The organism is Isoptericola sp. Y541, assembly GCF_059445465.1.
The window spans coordinates 283,360-298,594 of the sequence record NZ_JCAIUJ010000005.1; the positions used below are offsets into that span (position 1 = coordinate 283,360).

Sequence of the window (15,235 nt, forward strand, 5' to 3'; positions counted from 1 at the left end):
ATCAGCCTGCCAGCCGGGCCTCCGCGGCGTCGGACGAGCGCCCCGAACCGGCCCAGCGCATCAGCCCGGGCAGGCGGCGCGCGACACCGATCGTGGACACCACGCCGCGTACCTGGAACCGCTTGAACGCGGTCACTCCCGGACCGGTCCAGGCCTGCTCGGTGGCGACGTCGTCGCGGGTCGTGAGCTGCAGCACGGCGGCGCGGCCGCCCACGCTGACGCAGCGCCCCAGGAAGCCGAGATCGAAGGGCGCCCGTCCGCCGTCGGTCAGTCCGAGGGCCTCGGCGCGCAGCACGTCCGCGGCGTGCGCGCCGGACGGGAACGCGAACTGGCACGACATGCTGTATCGACCGCCGTGCGGCGCGGTGGTGTGACCGGCGTCGCCGACGGCCAGCACCTGCGGGTGGGACACGGACCGCAGCGCGGCGTCGGTCAGGACGGCACCGGCCGCGTCGACGTCGAGGCCGGTCTCGCGGGCGAGCGGCGGCGGGGTGAACCCGCCGCACCAGACGGTCAGGGCGGACGGCACCTCGGCGCCGTCGTCGAGAAGCAGCCGGTCGCGTTCGACGGCGCGGACGCGGGCCCCGCTCACGGTCTCGATGCCCAGCCGGTCGAGACTCGCGCGCACGTGCCGGGCGGCGCGGCTCCCGAACCAGCCGCCGACCTCGCCGGAGGTGATCAGGCGGACCTTCAGGTCGGGCCGGGCCTCGGACAGCTCGCCCACGGTCTCGAGACCCGTGAACCCGCCGCCCACGACGGCGACGTCCGCGCCGGCGGGAAGCTCGGCGAAGGCAGGGCGCAGGTGTTCGGCGGACTCCAGGGACCCGACGGCGTAGGCATGCTCGCCGCCCGGGACCGGCACCGGTTCGGTGGTGCTGCCCGTGGCCAGGACGACCTGGTCGAAGCGCAGGTCGCGGGTCGTGCGGGGATCGGATTCGCTCGTGATGGTGGCCCGACCTCCGTCGGGGTCGAGGGCGGTGACCCGGCCCTCGACGAACGTGACGTCGGAGCCCAGCAGGTCGCGGATGCTCGGGGCGGCAACCTGTCGCCCGATGGCGAGGTGGTGGAGCCGCAGCCGGTTGACGAACCTCGGGCGCGGGTTGACGACGGTGACGTGAACCTGGCCGCGGGCTCGTCCCGCCAGCCGGACCGCCGCCATGCTGCCGGCGAACCCTGCGCCGACGATCAGGACGTGGGTGCTCGTCATGGTGTGCATGTCCACGGGACGAGACAGGCTCCGCGGCTGTGACATCGGCCTTGACCTCAAGCGTGGTTGAGGTCACAGCATCGGGGGATGACGACGACCACGCCGACAGACACCGTCCCCACCGCGGTCCCCCGGGAGGTACGGCGCCTCGTCGCCCGCCAGACGGGCGATGAGAAGCACGACCCGAGCGCCCACTCGACGCTCGACGTCGTGTGGGCCCTGTACGACCAGGTGCTGCGGGTCGATCCCGAGCGCCCCGACGACCCCGATCGGGACCGGTTCCTGCTCTCCAAGGGGCACGGGCCCGCGTCGACGTACGCCGTCCTGGCCGCGAAGGGGTTCTTCCCGGAGACCTGGCTGGACGACGTCGCGTCGTGGGAGTCGCCCCTCGGGCACCACCCCGACCGCACGCTGGTGCCCGGCATCGAGATCGGCAGCGGGTCGCTCGGCCACGGGCTGCCGATCGCGGTGGGGCTCGCGCTGGGGCTGCGCGACCGGTCGCCCGCGCGGGTGGTCGTGCTGGTGGGCGACGCCGAGCTCGACGAGGGCAGCAACGCCGAGGCGATCGCCGTCGCCGGCCGCTACGGCCTGGGCAACCTCACCTGCGTCGTGGTCGACAACCACAGCGACTCGCTCGGCTGGCCCGGCGGTATCGGCGCCCGGTTCGACGTCGAGGGGTGGTCGGCGGCGGACGTCGGCACCCGGGATCCCGCCGCCCTCGCCGGCGCGCTGCGGCGCACGGAGCCCGACCGGCCGACCGTCGTGGTCGTCGACACCACCATGAAGGAGACCGCATGACCGCCATCGCGCCGGCCCCACAGGCACTCGATCTGCGCACGCGCTTCTACGACGAGCTCGACCCGGTGCTCGACGCGCACCCCGACGTCGACGTCGTCCTGGCCGTCATCGGCTCCGGCTACATGGGCCGCGCCATCGCGCGCCACCCCGGCCGCGTGATCGACGTGGGGATCCGCGAGCAGGCGCTGATCGGCGTGGCGGGCGGGCTCGCCCTGGCCGGCCGGCGCCCGATCGTGCACACCTTCGCCTCGTTCCTCGTCGAGCGGCCGTACGAGCAGGTCAAGCTCGACCTCGGGCACCAGGACGTCGGTGCCGTGCTGGTGAGCGCTGGCGGGTCGTACGACGTGAGCGCCGGCGGTCGCACCCACCAGTCGCCGGCGGACGTCGCGCTGATCTCCGCCCTGCCGGGGTGGACGGTGCACGTGCCGGGCCACGCGGACGAGGTGGCCGAGATCCTGCACCGCGAGGCCGCGGGTACCGGCCGCGTCTACGTGCGCCTGTCCGGGCAGCGCAACTCCCGGCCGCACCCGGTGGACGGGCGCCTGCACCTGCTGCGCGACGGCGTGGGAGCGGGGGAGGGCGGGCCGCTCGTCGTCGCCGTCGGTCCCATGCTCGACACGGTGCTGGAGGCAACCGCCGACCTGCCGGTCCGCGTCGCGTGGACCGCCACCCCGCACCCGCTCGACGCCAAGGGGCTGCGGGCGCTACTGCCCTCGGGAAGTGGCCCCGCGTCGGTGCTCGCCGTCGTCGAGCCGTACCTGGAGGGCACCAGCGCCGGCGCCGTGGCCGCGGCCCTCGTCGACCGGCCGAGCCGCGTGCTGCACGTGGGCGTGCCCGGCGACGTCGAGCTGCGCCGGTACGGCACCCCGCGCGACCATGCCGCCGCGCACGGCCTCGACGCCGCGGGGATCCGCCGCCGGGTGGAGGGGTTCCTAGGCTGAGGGTCGTGACCAGCCAGCACCCCAGCGCGGCCTACGCGGCGCGCGCGGCGGAGTACATCGACCTGTTCGGCACGATCGAGGCGGCGGACGAGCGGGACCGGGACCTCGTTGCCGGGTGGGCCGCCGGCCTCGACGGCCGCGTGGTCGACGCGGGCTGTGGGCCTGGGCACTGGACGGACTTCCTCGCGCGCCAGGGGCTCGACGCCGAGGGCGTGGACCTCGCCGCCCCGTTCCTCGACCACGCGAGGTCGCGGTTCCCGGACATTCAGTTCCGCCGGGCCGGCCTCGCCGACCTCGGCGTCCCGGACGGAAGCCTGGGCGGCGTCCTCGCCTGGTACTCGCTCATCCACACCGCGCCGGAGTCGCTCGACGTGGTGCTGACCGAGCTCGCCCGCGTCGTCGCGCCCGGCGGCGGCCTGCTCGTCGGGTTCTTCCGGGGCCCGCGCGTCGAGCCGTTCGACCACGCGGTCACCACCGCCTGGTACTGGCCGGCGGACGAGCTGGGCTCCCGCCTCGCGGACGCGGGGTTCGACGTCCTCGAGACGCGCACCCGCACGGAACGGGGCGCGCGCCCGCACGGCGCGATCAGCGCGCGGCGTCAGGGTGTCCGAACGCTGGAACCTTGACCATGACCGCCACGCTGATCAAGGTTTCGGCGAAACCTTGATCAAGGCGCGGCGCTTACTCCAGGTTGCGCAGGGCGGCGGGGATCGGGGTGTCCCCGGCCGAGAACCGGACGAAGCGGCCGACGGTGGCGGGCTCGCGCAGCGCGGCGGCGGCCACCTGGGCGACGTCGGCGCGCGGCACGCTCGTGTCCGACCCGGCGGGCACGGGGCCCGCCTCGGGCAGGAGGGTGATGCGGCCGCTGGGCGGGTCGTCCGTGAGGGTGCCGGGCCCGAGGATCGTCCAGTCGAGGTCGGTGGTGCGCAGGTGGTCGTCGGCGGCGAGCTTCGCGTCCGCGTAGGCGAAGAAGCCCGCGCTCTCCGGCACGCCGTGGTCCGGCGTCGAGCCGATCCACGACACCATCACGTACCGCCGCACCCCGGCGCTCGCGGCCGCGTCCATGGAGCGGATCGCGGCGTCGCGGTCGACCGCGTACGTGCGCTCGGGGCTGCCGCCGCCCGCCCCGGCGGACCACACCACGGCGTCGGCGCCGGTGATCGCGGCGGCGATCTCGTCGGCGTTCGCGTGCTCGACGTCCAGGAGCAGCGGCTCCGCGCCGAGGTCGGCCACGCGATCCACCTGGTCCGGCTTGCGCACCACGCCGACGACGTCGACGACGGGCCCCGTGCCGCCGTCCACGAGGAGGGGAACAAGCAGGCGTGCGACCTTGCCGAGCGCACCGATGACGACGACCTTCATGACGACCTCCGAGCGTCGAGCGTGGGGTTCTACCGTCGCTCACCGGGGGCCGGATTGCCACCCCGGACGTCCTGTTCGTCGGCCCGGTCGCCTGCTTCGTCCGATCCGGCTCTGGCGATGCGCGCGCACTGGGAGTCGTACGACGTCGCGGGCGACCGCACCCAGTTGCGCCGCTACCGGTCCGCGCGGGTCGGGCGCCTGGACGTGCACTTCCAGAGCCTGTGGCTCGACCGCGCCCGCGGCGACCGCATCATCCTCATGACGCCCGCCGACGACGCCACCGCCCAGCGCCTGGAGCGTCTGGACGCGCTGGTCGGGGCCGCGCCCGCGGTGACGACGCGGGACGACGCCGCGACGGGCGCCGCCGCGACCGGCGGCAACGTGGCCCGCTGACCTGCGACGTCGTCGAGGAAGGTCCGCTCGTCGCGGAATGGCCGTGTCCGGCACGGCTCCGGCGGGGGAAGATGGTCCCCGTGCGTACCATCCGACAGAGCCGCAAGCTCCGCGGCGTCCGCTACGACGTCCGCGGTCCCATCCTCGTCGAGGCCCAGCGCCTCGAGGCCGAGGGCCATCGCATCCTCAGGCTGAACATCGGCAACACGGCGCCGTTCGGCTTCGAGGCACCGGCGGCCATCCAGGCCGACGTCGTGCATCACCTGCCGGAGGCGCAGGGGTACAGCGACTCGCGCGGCATCTACGAGGCACGCACCGCGGTGGCGCAGTACTACCAGTCGCGCGGGCTGCGCGACACGACGGTGGAGGACGTCTTCATCGGCAACGGCGTCTCCGAGCTCATCTCGATGGTGCTGCAGGCGTTCGTCGACGAGGGCAACGAGATCCTCGTGCCGGCGCCGGACTACCCGTTGTGGACGGGTGCGGTGACACTGTGCGGCGGCACGGCGGTGCACTACCGGTGCGACGAGGAGAACGGCTGGATGCCGGACCTCGAGGACATCGAGGCGAAGATCACCGAGAACACCCAAGCCCTGGTGATCATCAACCCGAACAACCCCACCGGCGCCGTGTACAGCAAAGAGATGGTGGAGGCGATGGTCGACATCGCCCGCCGCCACGACCTCGTGGTCCTCACCGACGAGATCTACGAGAAGATCCTGTTCGACGGCGCCACGCACCACCACGCCGCGGCTGCCGCGGGCGACGATGTGCTGTGCCTGACGTTCAGCGGCCTGTCCAAGGCGTACCGGGTGTGCGGGTACCGGGCAGGGTGGGTCATGATCTCGGGCCCCAAGGAGAACGCCACCGAGTTCCTCGAGGGCCTCACCCTGCTGGCCAACATGCGCATGTGCGCCAACGTGCCCGCGCAGCACGCCATCCAGACCGCGCTGGGCGGGTACCAGTCGATCGACGAGCTCATCGTGCCGGGCGGGCGGTTCTACGACCAGGCCATGCTCGCCGACAAGCTGCTCAACGAGATCCCGGGCGTCACGTCCGTGCGGCCGCGCGGCGCGCTCTACTGCTTCCCGCGGCTGGACCCCCAGATGTACCCGATCGACGACGACGAGCGGTTCGTCATCGACCTGCTGCGGGCCAAGAAGATCCTGGTCACCCACGGCACCGGGTTCAACTGGACCGCCCCCGACCACTTCCGGCTGGTCACGCTGCCCGACGAGGAGATCCTCGAGGAGGCCATCGGCCGCATCGGCGAGTTCCTCGCCACCCGACGCCAGGGCTAGGGGCTCGGGACATGACGTCGGTGGCGACGGAGCCCGGCTTCGCCCGGCAGATGTGGCACGCGCTGGAGCCCGTGCACGCCCTCTACTGGTACGCGCCCGAGGTGTTCGCGGAGGCTGAGAACCTGGGCTTCGACATCGAGACGCGCTGGCCCAGCTACTTCGCGTGGCGCGCCGCCCCCCTCGGCGCTGCGGGCACCCGGGCGGTCGCCGCCGGCTTCTACAGCTTCAGCCCTCGCGCCGTGGCCGAGCATGTCCCGGCTGCCTGGGCGATCGCGTCGCCGGAGAGGATCCTCGAGGCCCGCCTGCGGGGCGCCGATGCCATGTATCGCGCGGTCCTCGGCGATCAGTTCGACGAGCGGGTCGACGACCTGGCCGAGGCCGCCGACCTGGCGCGGCAGGCGGCCGAGGCGGCGGACACCGCCGGCCGGCCGGTCGCCGCTGCCAACGCCGACCTGCCGTGGCCGGACGAGCCCCACCTGGCGCTCTGGCACGCCATCGGCGTCCTCCGGGAGCACCGCGGGGACGGGCACGTGGCCGCCCTGCTGACCGCGGGCCTCGACCCCGTCGAGGCGCTGGTCTCCTTCGCAGCGATCGGTGCCGCGCCGGTCGAGGCCTTCGCGGGGCGCGGCTGGACCGAGAGCGAGTGGGCGTCAGCGCAGGACCGCCTCGCCACCCGTGGGCTGGTCGACGCGGCCGGGCAGGCCACCGACAAGGGCCGCGTGCTGCGCGACACCGTCGAGCGGACCACCGACGAGCTGGCCGTCGGGCCGTGGGCGGCGCTGGGCACGCGGAAGTCGGGCCGGCTCGCGGCGCTGACCCAGCCCGTTCGCGAGGCCAACTTCCGGACCGGCCTGTTCCCCCGCACCAACACCCTCGGGATCGGCAAGGTCCAGGTCTCCTAGCAGTTCGCGCAACAAATGGTTGCACTCCACGTCCGACCGGGCTACCTTGATGTGCAACCAATGGTTGCAGGAGGGGTCATGGAGCTGGGAAGCATCGAGCGCGAGATCTACGTCGAGGCGTCACCCGAGGTCGTCTTCGAGGTGGTGAGCAGTCCGGAGCACGTCAAGCAGTGGTGGCCGGACGACGCCCGCTACGACCCTGCGCCCGGCGGGACGGGAGAGATCGTCTTCGGCGACCCCGCCGACGGGAACGTGGAGCAGTTCACCGTCGTCGAGTCGCTGCCGCCGCGGACGTTCTCGTTCCGCTGGACGCACCCGGCGGGGGAACGGGCGGCCGAGGGAAACTCGCTCCTCGTCACCTTCGAGCTCGTGCCGCAGAATGGCGGCACGCTGCTGCGCATGACCGAGACCGGCTTCCGCGAGATGGGCTGGGAGATCGCGGTGCTCGAGCAGCGCTACCGCGAGCACGTCGACGGCTGGGCCTTCTACCTGCCCCGCCTGGCGCCATACGCCGAGTCGCTGGGGGTCCGGCCGTGACAGGGCCGGCATCGCCAGTGGACGACGACCTCTGGTCCGCGATCGGGGACCCCACGCGGCGCCGCATCCTCGATCTGCTGCTCGCCGACGGCGGCGGCACCGCCACGTCGCTGAGCCGGCAGCTGCCGGTGACCCGACAGGCGGTGGCGAAGCACCTGGACGTGCTCGACCGCGCGGGTCTCGTGCGCTCGACGGCGGTGGGGCCGGCGAAGCAGTGCCAGGTGGACGCCGCCCAGCTCGCGAAGGCCGCGGACCAGCTCGCGTCGGTCGGTAGGGCGTGGGACGCGCGAATGCAGCGCATCAAGGGGTTCGCCGAGGCGATCGAAAGCACCCGGCAGGACCGGGACCGGGGCTGACGTCCGTCGGCCCACGAGACAAGGAGCGGAACGATGGTGGACATCCTGCACAGGATCGGGGTCACGACCCCGACGCCGGAGAAGGTGTACGAAGCGCTGACGACGGTCGAGGGCCTCGCCGGCTGGTGGACCGAGAAGACGACGGGGGACGCCGGCCTCGGGGGCACGCTCGAGTTCCGATTCCCGGCTGGCGGGTTCGACATGGAGGTCGTCGAGCTGCGGCCGCAGCAGCGGGTGGTGTGGCGGGTGGTCGGCGGCGCCGACGAGTGGATCGGGACGACGATCGAGTGGGAGCTGCGCCAGGACGGCGCCTGGACGATCCTGCTGTTCGCGCACCGCGGCTGGCGCGAGCCGGTGGAATTCATGCACCACTGCAGCACCAAGTGGGCCACGTTCCTGCTGAGCCTCAAGGCGCTGGTGGAGGACGGTGCGGGCGCGCCGTCGCCCGGCGACGTGAAGATCGACGACTGGAACTGAGCGACCCGGACCAGCCCACGCCGCGCCGCGCGGTCTGCTCGTCCAGGACGACGTCGGCGGGCAGGACGGCGAGCAGCGCGTCACGCCATACCCGTACGTCCCGTCGAGCTCGCTGTCGGGGAACCAGGCGTCGTAGGGAGGCGGGCAGCATCAGAGGTCTCCAGCGCGGCTCAGGCGGGGCGGTTCGGCGCGAGCAGCTCGGCGAGGGCGGGGAGCTGGGCGGCGTCGGACAGCGCGCTGCCGAGCGCGACGACGCGGGCGCCGGCCCGCAGGTAGTCGCCGGCGCTCTTGGCGTCGAGGCCGCCCATCGCCACCAGCGCGAGGCCGGGGAACGGGCCGCGCATCGACGACAGCCACGCCGGGCCGAGGGCGGACGCGGGGAACGCCTTGGCCCAGCGCACGCCGCGCACCACGAGCTGCTGCAGCTCGCTGGGCGTGCTGACGCCCGGCACGTGCGGCAGACCGGCGGCGACGCTCGCGGCGAGGACGTCGAGGTCCAGGCCGGGGGCCAGCGTGTAGGCGGCGCCCGCGCCGGCAGCGGCGTCCACCTGGCCGGTCGTGATCACCGTGCCCGCGCCCACGGCGAGGTCGCGCGCGGCGCCCGCGCGCACCACCTCGGCCAGGACGGGCACGTCCTCCGGGCGGCCGATCGGCACCTCGACGGACCGGATGCCCAGGTCCCACGCCTGGTGCGCGAGCTCGAGGGTGCGGTCCGTGCCGTGGCCGCGCAGCACCACCATGACGCGCTGGGCGCCGAGGAGGCGGTCGAGGTCGGGCTGGCTGTCGGCGGGGGTCATGCGGGGGCTCCAGTGCTTGGTGTGCTTGGTGTGCTGTCGTGCGGCCGGACGTCGGGGCCGTGCCCGGGCCGGTGGTCGAGGGCGCTGCCGAGGGTCCAGGCGGCGAGCGAGTGGCCGAGCGCGAGGCGGCGGTCGGCGTCGTCGCCGCGCAGCAGCGCGGCCAGGTAGCCGCCGGCGAACGCGTCCCCGGCGCCGACCGGCTCGACGATCTCGGCGACGGCTCGGGCCGGGCCGCGGTGCACCACGGCCTCGCCGCCGGTCCGGTCGATCTCCACCGCCTCGTGGGCACCGTCCTTGACGACGACCCGGCCGGGCGACGGGAGGTGCGCGGCGACGTCGAGCGCCGTCGTGACCGGCCAGAGCCGCTGCGCCTCGTCGAGGCCGACCAGCACGACGTCGGCGGCGTCGGCCAGCTCGGCGAGGATCGCGGGCGCGTCGCCCGCGGTCGCCGAGCGGGCGGGGTTCTCGCACTCCCACAGGCGCGGCCGGTGGTTGACGTCGAAGGACACGAGCGCGCCGCGGGCGCGCGCGTCGCGGACCAGGCGGCGCACCATGGCCAGCGCCGAGTCGGACAGCGCCGCCGTGACGCCCGAGACGTGCACGAGCTCCACGTCGTCGAGCGGCCACGCCGCGACGTCGTCGGGCGCGAGGCGGGACGCCGCGGAGCCCGCGCGGTAGTACGCCACCCGCGTGCCGCCGGGCGCCGGGTCCTTGACCATGAGGCCGGTGGGGGCCTGCGGGTCGCGTGCCACCCAGCGGGTGTCGAGGGCGGAGAGCGCGTCGAGCACGCGGTCGCCGAGGGCGTCCGACCCGAGCCGGCCGGCCCACGCCGTCGGCACGCCGAGGTCCGTCAGGTGCTGGGCCACGTTGGACTCGGCGCCCGCGTGCGCCAGCGTGAACACGCCCGCCCCGCGCAGCGGGCCGTCCGGGGCGAGCATCGCCATCGTCTCGCCCACGCACAGCGCCCGGGGCCCTCGAGGTGCCTCGGTCATGTCGTCCCCTCCGCTCGTGGTGGTCGTCGGTCTCACCACTCGGTGAACGCGCCCTGGTCGTCGCGCCAGACGGGGTTGCGCCAGCGGTGGCCGACCTTGGCGGCGGCGCGGATCGCGTCCTCGTCCACCTCGACGCCGAGCCCGGGCCCGGTGAGCCGGGGCAGGTACCCGTCGCGCGGCGTGAGCGGCTCGGGATCCACCAGGTAGTCGAGGAGGTCGGCGCCCTGGTTGTAGTGGATGCCGATCGACATCTCCTGGATGAGGGTGTTCGGGGTCGCGAGGTCGAGCTGCAGGCACGCGGCCAGGGCGACCGGGCCGAGGGGGCAGTGCGGCGCGACCTGCACGCCGTACACCTCCGCCATCGCGGCGATGCGCCGCGACTCCGAGATGCCGCCCGCGTGCGAGAGGTCTGGCTGCGCCACCGCGATGCCGGAGCCAAGCACCTCGCGGAAGTCCCACCGGGAGTACAGCCGCTCGCCGGTGGCGATGGGCACGCTCGTGGAGTCGCACAGCCGGGGCAGCTCGAACGACAGCTCGGGCACCACCGGCTCCTCGACGAACATCGGCCGCAGCGGCTCCAGCTCGCGGCACAGCGTGCGTGCCGCGGCGGGCGTGAGGCGCCCGTGCGCGTCCACCGCGACCCCGCCGTCGGGGCCGAGGGCGGCCTGCGCGGCAGCGACCCGCTCAAGCACGCCGTCGATGTCGCTCGTGGTGAGGTGGGCGCCCTGCGGCCCGGTGGCGTTCATCTTCACAGCGGTGAACCCCTGCTCGCGCCGCGCCTGGGCGTGCTCGGCGGCCTGGGACGGGTCGTCTCCGCCGATCCACGAGTACGCCCGCACGCGGTCGCGCACCGGGCCGCCCAGCAGCTCGTGCACGGGGGCGCCGCGCACCTTGCCGGCGATGTCCCACAGCGCCTGGTCGATCCCGGCGACCGCGCTGGAGAGCACCGGGCCGCCGCGGTAGAAGCCGCCCTTGGTCATGACCTGCCAGTGGTCCTCGATGCGCAGCGGGTCGGCGCCGATCAGGTGGTCGGCCAGCTCGTCGACGGCGGCGGCGACGGTGTGCGCGCGGCCCTCGATGACGGGCTCGCCCCAGCCGACCACGCCCTCGTCGGTCTCGATGCGCAGGAACAGCCAGCGGGGCGGAACGAGGAAGGTCTCGAGCCTGGTGATCTTCACGGTGTGTGCTCTCTCAGTCGTCGACGGCAGGGCGGAACCACGGCGGGGTCGTCCAGACGCCGAACACCTCGCGGCTCAGCGGCAGCGGCGTGACGCGGTAGCGCCGGTCCGGGTCGAGGCCGCGCAACGCTGCTCGGGCGTCGCGCGCGTGAGGTCCCACTCGATCCCGAAGTGACCGAACAGCGGCGTCGCTGCGGCCGGAGGTGACAGGCACCCGACGAGCCTGCCACGGTCCCCGCCGCCGGCCGAGCCCGCGCTCACGGTGCGGTCGAACCCGATCGAGGTGGCGGCGGCCCGCCGGCGTGGCCGACCCACGACCCTGGACGTCGTCTTCGGCCGGCGGAAGGCGACGTCCAGGGACGGAAGTCATGCGCAGTCCTCGGCCAACGTCCCTGCGCGTCGTCTTCACGCAGACGGAAGGCGGCGCACAGGGACGCAGGCCCACCGGACGCGCGTCGGTTGTCCCCCATCACCCGTCGGCGAAGTCAGGCGGCGGGACGCCGGACGACCTGGAGCCGCCAGCCGACGCCGGCCGCGAGGATCGCGAGGGCGAGCCAGCCCAGGCCGTGGAGGAGCGCGCCGTGCGCCTTCGCCAGGAAGTCGGCGGACAGGCCCGCCTCGCCGGGGCCGTCGAACATCGTCGAGACGTACCAGCGGTTGCCCCACCGGAACCCGTCGGCGACGGCGAGGCACAGCGCGACGACTGCGAGCCACCGGGCGACCTGGTGGCGACGTCTCATGGGCACGGGCCCACCCTAGGGCGCGCCCGCGTCAGTCTTCGGGGATCGAGGCGACCGCCTCGACCTCGACGAGCGCGCCGGGCCGCGCGGGCGCAAGGGCCAGGACGGTGACGGCCGTGCGCGCCCGCCAGACCTTCGCCGAGGCGGCGTAGCCGTCGTTCGGGTCGACGGACGGGTCGAGGTAGATGGTCAGCTTCGCGACGTGCTCGGCATCGGTGCCGGCCTCCGCGAGCACGGCGAGGACGTTGCGCAGCGCCTGCTCGGTCTGCGGCCCGAGGCCCCCGTCGACGAGTGCGCCGTCGGGGTCGGTGCCGTTCTGCCCGCCCACATAGAGCGTGCGCCCGGCGGGCAGGATCATGCCCCACGCGAACGCGGGGTTCTGGTGCAGCTGCGGCGGGTTGACGGGCGTCGGCGTCGCCATGGCGGGTCCCTTCGTCGAGGTGTGTGCCGAGCGTCCCGCCCGCCACCGACACGCCCTCGGGTTGCGACCGTCCGGGGGCACGGAAGACTCTCTGACCATGGACAACTGGGACTACGACCAGCTCACCGAGGACTACGGATGGCTGTTCGGCGGGGCGGCCATCGTCGTGTACATCGCCTTCCTGGTGGTGATCCTGATCGCCTGCATCCGGATCATCCAGAAGGCCGGGTACTCGGGATGGTGGGTGCTCGTCGGCATCGTGCCGATCCTCAACATCGTGATGTTCCTCGTCTTCGCGTTCTCGCGCTGGCCAGTGCTGCGTGAGCGGGACGCGTTGCGGGACGGGCAGATCCCGCCGCGCTGACCTGCGCGCTGACCTCGCGCCAACCCTCGCGCCAACCCTTGCGCCGACCTGCCGCGACGGGCCACGGGGGAGCTGTCGCGACGGGCCACGGGCGAGCGGGCGGAACCCCGCCGTTTTGGAGAAAACCTCCAAAATGACCGGGGGGACGTTGGCACCGATATCGGGGGGTGCGCCCCCTGGGCAGCAACCTACGCTGGCGTAGGCTACGTAGGCGTAGGTTCCGGCGGGTGCGACCGTCGGGACCTTGTCCGTGCCGGTGCAGCCCGCCCCGCCCGGGGCCGCCAGCGAAGGAGAACGCGTGCCGCACACCACACCCGACGAGGTGACCCACGAGCCTGACGTCGTGCCCGCCGACGCCACACCCCTCGTCCAGCTCGTCTCGCCCACCGGCGAGCGTGTCGTCGAACCCGACAACGCGACCTACCGCTCGCGTGTCGATCACCTCACCTCCGAGGATCTGCGCGCCCTGTACCGCGACATGGTGCTGACGCGACGGTTCGACGACGAGGCCACGGCCCTGCAGCGCCAGGGCGAGCTCGCGCTGTACGCGCAGGGCCGTGGCCAGGAGGCAGCCCAGGTCGGGTCCGCGTACGCGCTGGCCCCGCAGGACTACGTCTTCCCCTCCTACCGCGAGCACGGCGTGCTGCACGTGCGCGGCGTCGACCCGGTCGACCGCCTGCGCCTGTACCGCGGCGTGGACCACGGCGGCTGGGACCCGGCCGAGTTCAACGTGAACCTGTACACGCTCGTCATCGGCTCCCACGTGCTGCACGCGACGGGCTACGCGATGGGCGTGCAGCGCGACGGCGCGGTCGGCACCGGGGACCCCGCGCGCGACGCCGCCGTCGTCACGTACTTCGGCGACGGCGCCACCAGCCAGGGCGACGTCAGCGAGGCGCTCGTCTTCGCGGCCGTCAACAACGCCCCCGTGGTGTTCTTCTGCCAGAACAACCAGTGGGCTATCTCCGAGCCCACGACGCGCCAGTCGCGCGTGCCGCTGTACCGGCGCGGCGAGGGCTTCGGCATCCCGAGCGTGCGCGTCGACGGCAACGACGTCCTCGCCTGCTGGGCCGTGACGGCCGAGGCGATCGAGCGCGCGCACGCCGGCGGCGGGCCCACGTTCATCGAGGCGTACACGTACCGGATGGGCGCGCACACCACCTCCGACGACCCCACCCGGTACCGCGAGCGGGCCGAGGAGGAGTACTGGCGCCAGCGCGACCCGATCGACCGGCTCGCCGCGCTGCTGCGGGCGGAGGACAGCTGGGACGACGACTGGGCCGCCCAGATCGACCGCGACGCGGACGCGCTCAGTGAGCGCCTGCGCGCCGAGGTGCGCGAGCTCGGCGCCCCGCCGGCCACCGCGATGTTCGACCACGTGTACGCGACGGAGCACGCGCAGGTCGCGACCGAGCGCGCGTGGTTCGAGCAGTACGAGAGCGAGACGAGCACGGAGGCGGCCCGATGAGCGAGACCCTCACCTTCGCCCGCGCCATCACCGAGGGCCTGCGCTCCGCGCTGGAGTCCGACGAGAAGGTCCTGGTCATGGGGGAGGACGTCGGCCGGCTCGGCGGCGTCTTCCGCGTCACGGACGGGCTGCAGAAGGACTTCGGCGAGGACCGCGTGGTCGACACGCCGCTCGCGGAGTCCGGCATCGTCGGCACGGCGATCGGGCTGGCCCTGCGCGGCTACCGGCCGGTGTGCGAGATCCAGTTCGACGGGTTCGTCTTCCCCGCCTACGACCAGATCACCACCCAGCTCGCCAAGCTGCACTACCGCTCGAGCGGCCGCCTGCAGGTGCCCGTCGTCATCCGCATCCCCTACGGCGGCGGTATCGGCGGGATCGAGCACCACTCGGAGAGCCCGGAGGCGCTGTTCGCGCACACGCCGGGCCTGCGCGTCGTCTCGCCGTCCACCCCGCAGGACGCGTACGACATGATCCGCGCGGCGGTCGGCTCGCCCGACCCGGTGCTGTTCTTCGAGCCCAAGGCCCGCTACTGGTCCAAGGGCGACGTCGAGACCGGCCCCTACCCGGCCACCGAGGCCGCCGGCGCGGCCGACGTGCTGAACCGTGCGCGCATCGCCCGGCCCGGCACCGACGTCACGCTGGTCGCATACGGACCGACGGTCGCGACGGCCCTCAAGGCCGCCGACGCCCTGGCCGCCGAGGGCACGAGCGCCGAGGTCGTGGACCTCCGCACGATCTCGCCGCTCGACGTCCCCACGGTGACCGAGTCGGTCCGACGGACCGGGCGCTGCGTGGTCGTGCACGAGGCGCCGTCCTTCCTCGGGGCGGGCTCCGAGGTCGCGGCGCGGGTCTCCGAGGAGTGCTTCTACGTGCTCGAGGCGCCGGTGCTGCGCGTGGGCGGATTCCACGCCCCGTACCCGGTGGCGAAGATCGAGCACGACTACCTGCCGAGCGTCGACCGCGTCGTGGACGCCGTCGACCGCGCCCTGGCGTTCTGAGGA

20 protein-coding genes are annotated in these 15,235 nt (G+C 73.8%); 12 read left to right on the forward strand and 8 right to left on the reverse strand.

Going from position 1 to position 15,235, the window contains the following annotated elements:
* Position 1: 1 nt before the first annotated feature.
* A complete protein-coding gene (locus tag AC1C2V_RS13360; protein ID WP_495390110.1) occupies positions 2–1,207 on the reverse strand; it encodes an NAD(P)/FAD-dependent oxidoreductase in 1,206 nt (401 codons plus the stop codon).
* A gap of 87 nt (positions 1,208–1,294) precedes the next feature.
* Between AC1C2V_RS13360 and AC1C2V_RS13365 the strand changes: the two genes are divergently transcribed.
* Genes AC1C2V_RS13365 through AC1C2V_RS13375 form a run of 3 tightly spaced genes read left to right on the forward strand, consistent with a single transcriptional unit; the run spans position 1,295 to position 3,572 of the window.
* Positions 1,295–2,005 carry a thiamine pyrophosphate-binding protein gene (locus tag AC1C2V_RS13365; RefSeq protein ID WP_495390111.1) on the forward strand — a complete coding sequence of 237 codons (711 nt, stop codon included), beginning with the start codon at positions 1,295–1,297 and terminating at the stop codon, positions 2,003–2,005.
* A complete protein-coding gene (locus AC1C2V_RS13370) occupies positions 2,002–2,946 on the forward strand; it encodes a transketolase family protein (RefSeq protein ID WP_495390112.1) in 945 nt (314 codons plus the stop codon). Before AC1C2V_RS13365 ends, AC1C2V_RS13370 begins: the two co-directional genes overlap by 4 nt.
* A 5-nt stretch (positions 2,947–2,951) precedes the next feature.
* Entirely contained in the window at positions 2,952–3,572 is a 621-nt protein-coding gene (locus AC1C2V_RS13375; protein WP_495390113.1) for a class I SAM-dependent methyltransferase, read from the forward strand.
* 55 nt (positions 3,573–3,627) lie between these two features.
* Here AC1C2V_RS13375 and AC1C2V_RS13380 read toward each other — a convergent pair whose 3' ends face one another.
* Positions 3,628–4,308 (reverse strand): SDR family oxidoreductase, encoded by a 681-nt coding sequence (locus tag AC1C2V_RS13380; protein ID WP_495390114.1) that lies wholly within the window; start codon positions 4,306–4,308, stop codon positions 3,628–3,630.
* Between the two features lie 117 nt (positions 4,309–4,425).
* Between AC1C2V_RS13380 and AC1C2V_RS13385 the strand changes: the two genes are divergently transcribed.
* The 6 genes from AC1C2V_RS13385 to AC1C2V_RS13410 all read left to right on the forward strand — a co-directional run bounded on the left by AC1C2V_RS13385 (position 4,426) and on the right by AC1C2V_RS13410 (position 8,274).
* Positions 4,426–4,701, forward strand: a complete 276-nt coding sequence (locus tag AC1C2V_RS13385) for an MmyB family transcriptional regulator (RefSeq protein WP_495390115.1) — start codon at positions 4,426–4,428, stop codon at positions 4,699–4,701.
* Positions 4,702–4,781: 80 nt separating this feature from the next.
* On the forward strand, positions 4,782–6,002 hold the full coding sequence (locus AC1C2V_RS13390) for a pyridoxal phosphate-dependent aminotransferase (RefSeq protein WP_495390116.1): 1,221 nt from the start codon (positions 4,782–4,784) through the stop codon (positions 6,000–6,002).
* Between the two features lie 11 nt (positions 6,003–6,013).
* The gene (locus AC1C2V_RS13395) at positions 6,014–6,904 is read left to right on the forward strand and encodes an SCO6745 family protein (RefSeq protein WP_495390117.1); all 891 of its coding nucleotides are present in this window, start codon (positions 6,014–6,016) and stop codon (positions 6,902–6,904) included.
* Between the two features lie 78 nt (positions 6,905–6,982).
* A complete protein-coding gene (locus AC1C2V_RS13400; protein ID WP_495390118.1) occupies positions 6,983–7,441 on the forward strand; it encodes an SRPBCC family protein in 459 nt (152 codons plus the stop codon).
* A complete protein-coding gene (locus AC1C2V_RS13405) occupies positions 7,438–7,797 on the forward strand; it encodes an ArsR/SmtB family transcription factor (RefSeq protein WP_495390119.1) in 360 nt (119 codons plus the stop codon). Before AC1C2V_RS13400 ends, AC1C2V_RS13405 begins: the two co-directional genes overlap by 4 nt.
* Positions 7,798–7,830: 33 nt before the next feature.
* Positions 7,831–8,274: an SRPBCC family protein gene (locus AC1C2V_RS13410; protein ID WP_495390120.1), complete on the forward strand. Its 444-nt coding sequence runs from the start codon at positions 7,831–7,833 to the stop codon at positions 8,272–8,274.
* A 170-nt stretch (positions 8,275–8,444) separates the two neighbouring features.
* On the opposite strand, the gene AC1C2V_RS13415 is transcribed toward AC1C2V_RS13410, so the two are convergent.
* The 6 genes from AC1C2V_RS13415 to AC1C2V_RS13440 all read right to left on the reverse strand — a co-directional run bounded on the left by AC1C2V_RS13415 (position 8,445) and on the right by AC1C2V_RS13440 (position 12,402).
* Complete coding sequence (locus AC1C2V_RS13415) at positions 8,445–9,071, reverse strand: bifunctional 4-hydroxy-2-oxoglutarate aldolase/2-dehydro-3-deoxy-phosphogluconate aldolase (protein WP_495390121.1); 627 nt, start codon at positions 9,069–9,071, stop codon at positions 8,445–8,447.
* Positions 9,068–10,063, reverse strand: a complete 996-nt coding sequence (locus tag AC1C2V_RS13420) for a sugar kinase (RefSeq protein WP_495390122.1) — start codon at positions 10,061–10,063, stop codon at positions 9,068–9,070. Before AC1C2V_RS13420 ends, AC1C2V_RS13415 begins: the two co-directional genes overlap by 4 nt.
* A 32-nt stretch (positions 10,064–10,095) precedes the next feature.
* Entirely contained in the window at positions 10,096–11,241 is a 1,146-nt protein-coding gene (gene dgoD, locus AC1C2V_RS13425) for a galactonate dehydratase (RefSeq protein ID WP_495390123.1), read from the reverse strand.
* A 13-nt stretch (positions 11,242–11,254) separates the two neighbouring features.
* Positions 11,255–11,401 (reverse strand): hypothetical protein, encoded by a 147-nt coding sequence (locus AC1C2V_RS13430; RefSeq protein WP_495390124.1) that lies wholly within the window; start codon positions 11,399–11,401, stop codon positions 11,255–11,257.
* A 325-nt stretch (positions 11,402–11,726) separates the two neighbouring features.
* A complete protein-coding gene (locus AC1C2V_RS13435) occupies positions 11,727–11,987 on the reverse strand; it encodes a hypothetical protein (RefSeq protein ID WP_495390125.1) in 261 nt (86 codons plus the stop codon).
* Between the two features lie 25 nt (positions 11,988–12,012).
* Entirely contained in the window at positions 12,013–12,402 is a 390-nt protein-coding gene (locus tag AC1C2V_RS13440) for a RidA family protein (RefSeq protein ID WP_495390126.1), read from the reverse strand.
* A gap of 97 nt (positions 12,403–12,499) precedes the next feature.
* On the opposite strand from AC1C2V_RS13440, the gene AC1C2V_RS13445 reads away from it, so the two are divergent.
* The 3 genes from AC1C2V_RS13445 to AC1C2V_RS13455 all read left to right on the forward strand — a co-directional run bounded on the left by AC1C2V_RS13445 (position 12,500) and on the right by AC1C2V_RS13455 (position 15,232).
* Positions 12,500–12,766 carry a DUF805 domain-containing protein gene (locus tag AC1C2V_RS13445; protein WP_495390127.1) on the forward strand — a complete coding sequence of 89 codons (267 nt, stop codon included), beginning with the start codon at positions 12,500–12,502 and terminating at the stop codon, positions 12,764–12,766.
* Between the two features lie 298 nt (positions 12,767–13,064).
* Positions 13,065–14,234: a pyruvate dehydrogenase (acetyl-transferring) E1 component subunit alpha gene (gene pdhA / locus AC1C2V_RS13450; RefSeq protein WP_495390128.1), complete on the forward strand. Its 1,170-nt coding sequence runs from the start codon at positions 13,065–13,067 to the stop codon at positions 14,232–14,234.
* The gene (locus tag AC1C2V_RS13455; protein ID WP_495390129.1) at positions 14,231–15,232 is read left to right on the forward strand and encodes an alpha-ketoacid dehydrogenase subunit beta; all 1,002 of its coding nucleotides are present in this window, start codon (positions 14,231–14,233) and stop codon (positions 15,230–15,232) included. Before pdhA ends, AC1C2V_RS13455 begins: the two co-directional genes overlap by 4 nt.
* The last annotated feature ends 3 nt before the right edge of the window (positions 15,233–15,235 follow it).

Coding starts and splice junctions, on each gene's coding strand:
- AC1C2V_RS13360 (WP_495390110.1), bottom strand. CDS start 1,207: ATGACGAGCACCCACGTCCTGATCGTCGGCGCAGGGTTCGCCGGCAGC.
- AC1C2V_RS13365 (WP_495390111.1), top strand. CDS start 1,295: ATGACGACGACCACGCCGACAGACACCGTCCCCACCGCGGTCCCCCGG.
- AC1C2V_RS13370 (WP_495390112.1), top strand. CDS start 2,002: ATGACCGCCATCGCGCCGGCCCCACAGGCACTCGATCTGCGCACGCGC.
- AC1C2V_RS13380 (WP_495390114.1), bottom strand. CDS start 4,308: ATGAAGGTCGTCGTCATCGGTGCGCTCGGCAAGGTCGCACGCCTGCTT.
- AC1C2V_RS13385 (WP_495390115.1), top strand. CDS start 4,426: ATGCGCGCGCACTGGGAGTCGTACGACGTCGCGGGCGACCGCACCCAG.
- AC1C2V_RS13395 (WP_495390117.1), top strand. CDS start 6,014: ATGACGTCGGTGGCGACGGAGCCCGGCTTCGCCCGGCAGATGTGGCAC.
- AC1C2V_RS13400 (WP_495390118.1), top strand. CDS start 6,983: ATGGAGCTGGGAAGCATCGAGCGCGAGATCTACGTCGAGGCGTCACCC.
- AC1C2V_RS13410 (WP_495390120.1), top strand. CDS start 7,831: ATGGTGGACATCCTGCACAGGATCGGGGTCACGACCCCGACGCCGGAG.
- AC1C2V_RS13415 (WP_495390121.1), bottom strand. CDS start 9,071: ATGACCCCCGCCGACAGCCAGCCCGACCTCGACCGCCTCCTCGGCGCC.
- AC1C2V_RS13420 (WP_495390122.1), bottom strand. CDS start 10,063: ATGACCGAGGCACCTCGAGGGCCCCGGGCGCTGTGCGTGGGCGAGACG.
- AC1C2V_RS13440 (WP_495390126.1), bottom strand. CDS start 12,402: ATGGCGACGCCGACGCCCGTCAACCCGCCGCAGCTGCACCAGAACCCC.
- AC1C2V_RS13445 (WP_495390127.1), top strand. CDS start 12,500: ATGGACAACTGGGACTACGACCAGCTCACCGAGGACTACGGATGGCTG.
- AC1C2V_RS13455 (WP_495390129.1), top strand. CDS start 14,231: ATGAGCGAGACCCTCACCTTCGCCCGCGCCATCACCGAGGGCCTGCGC.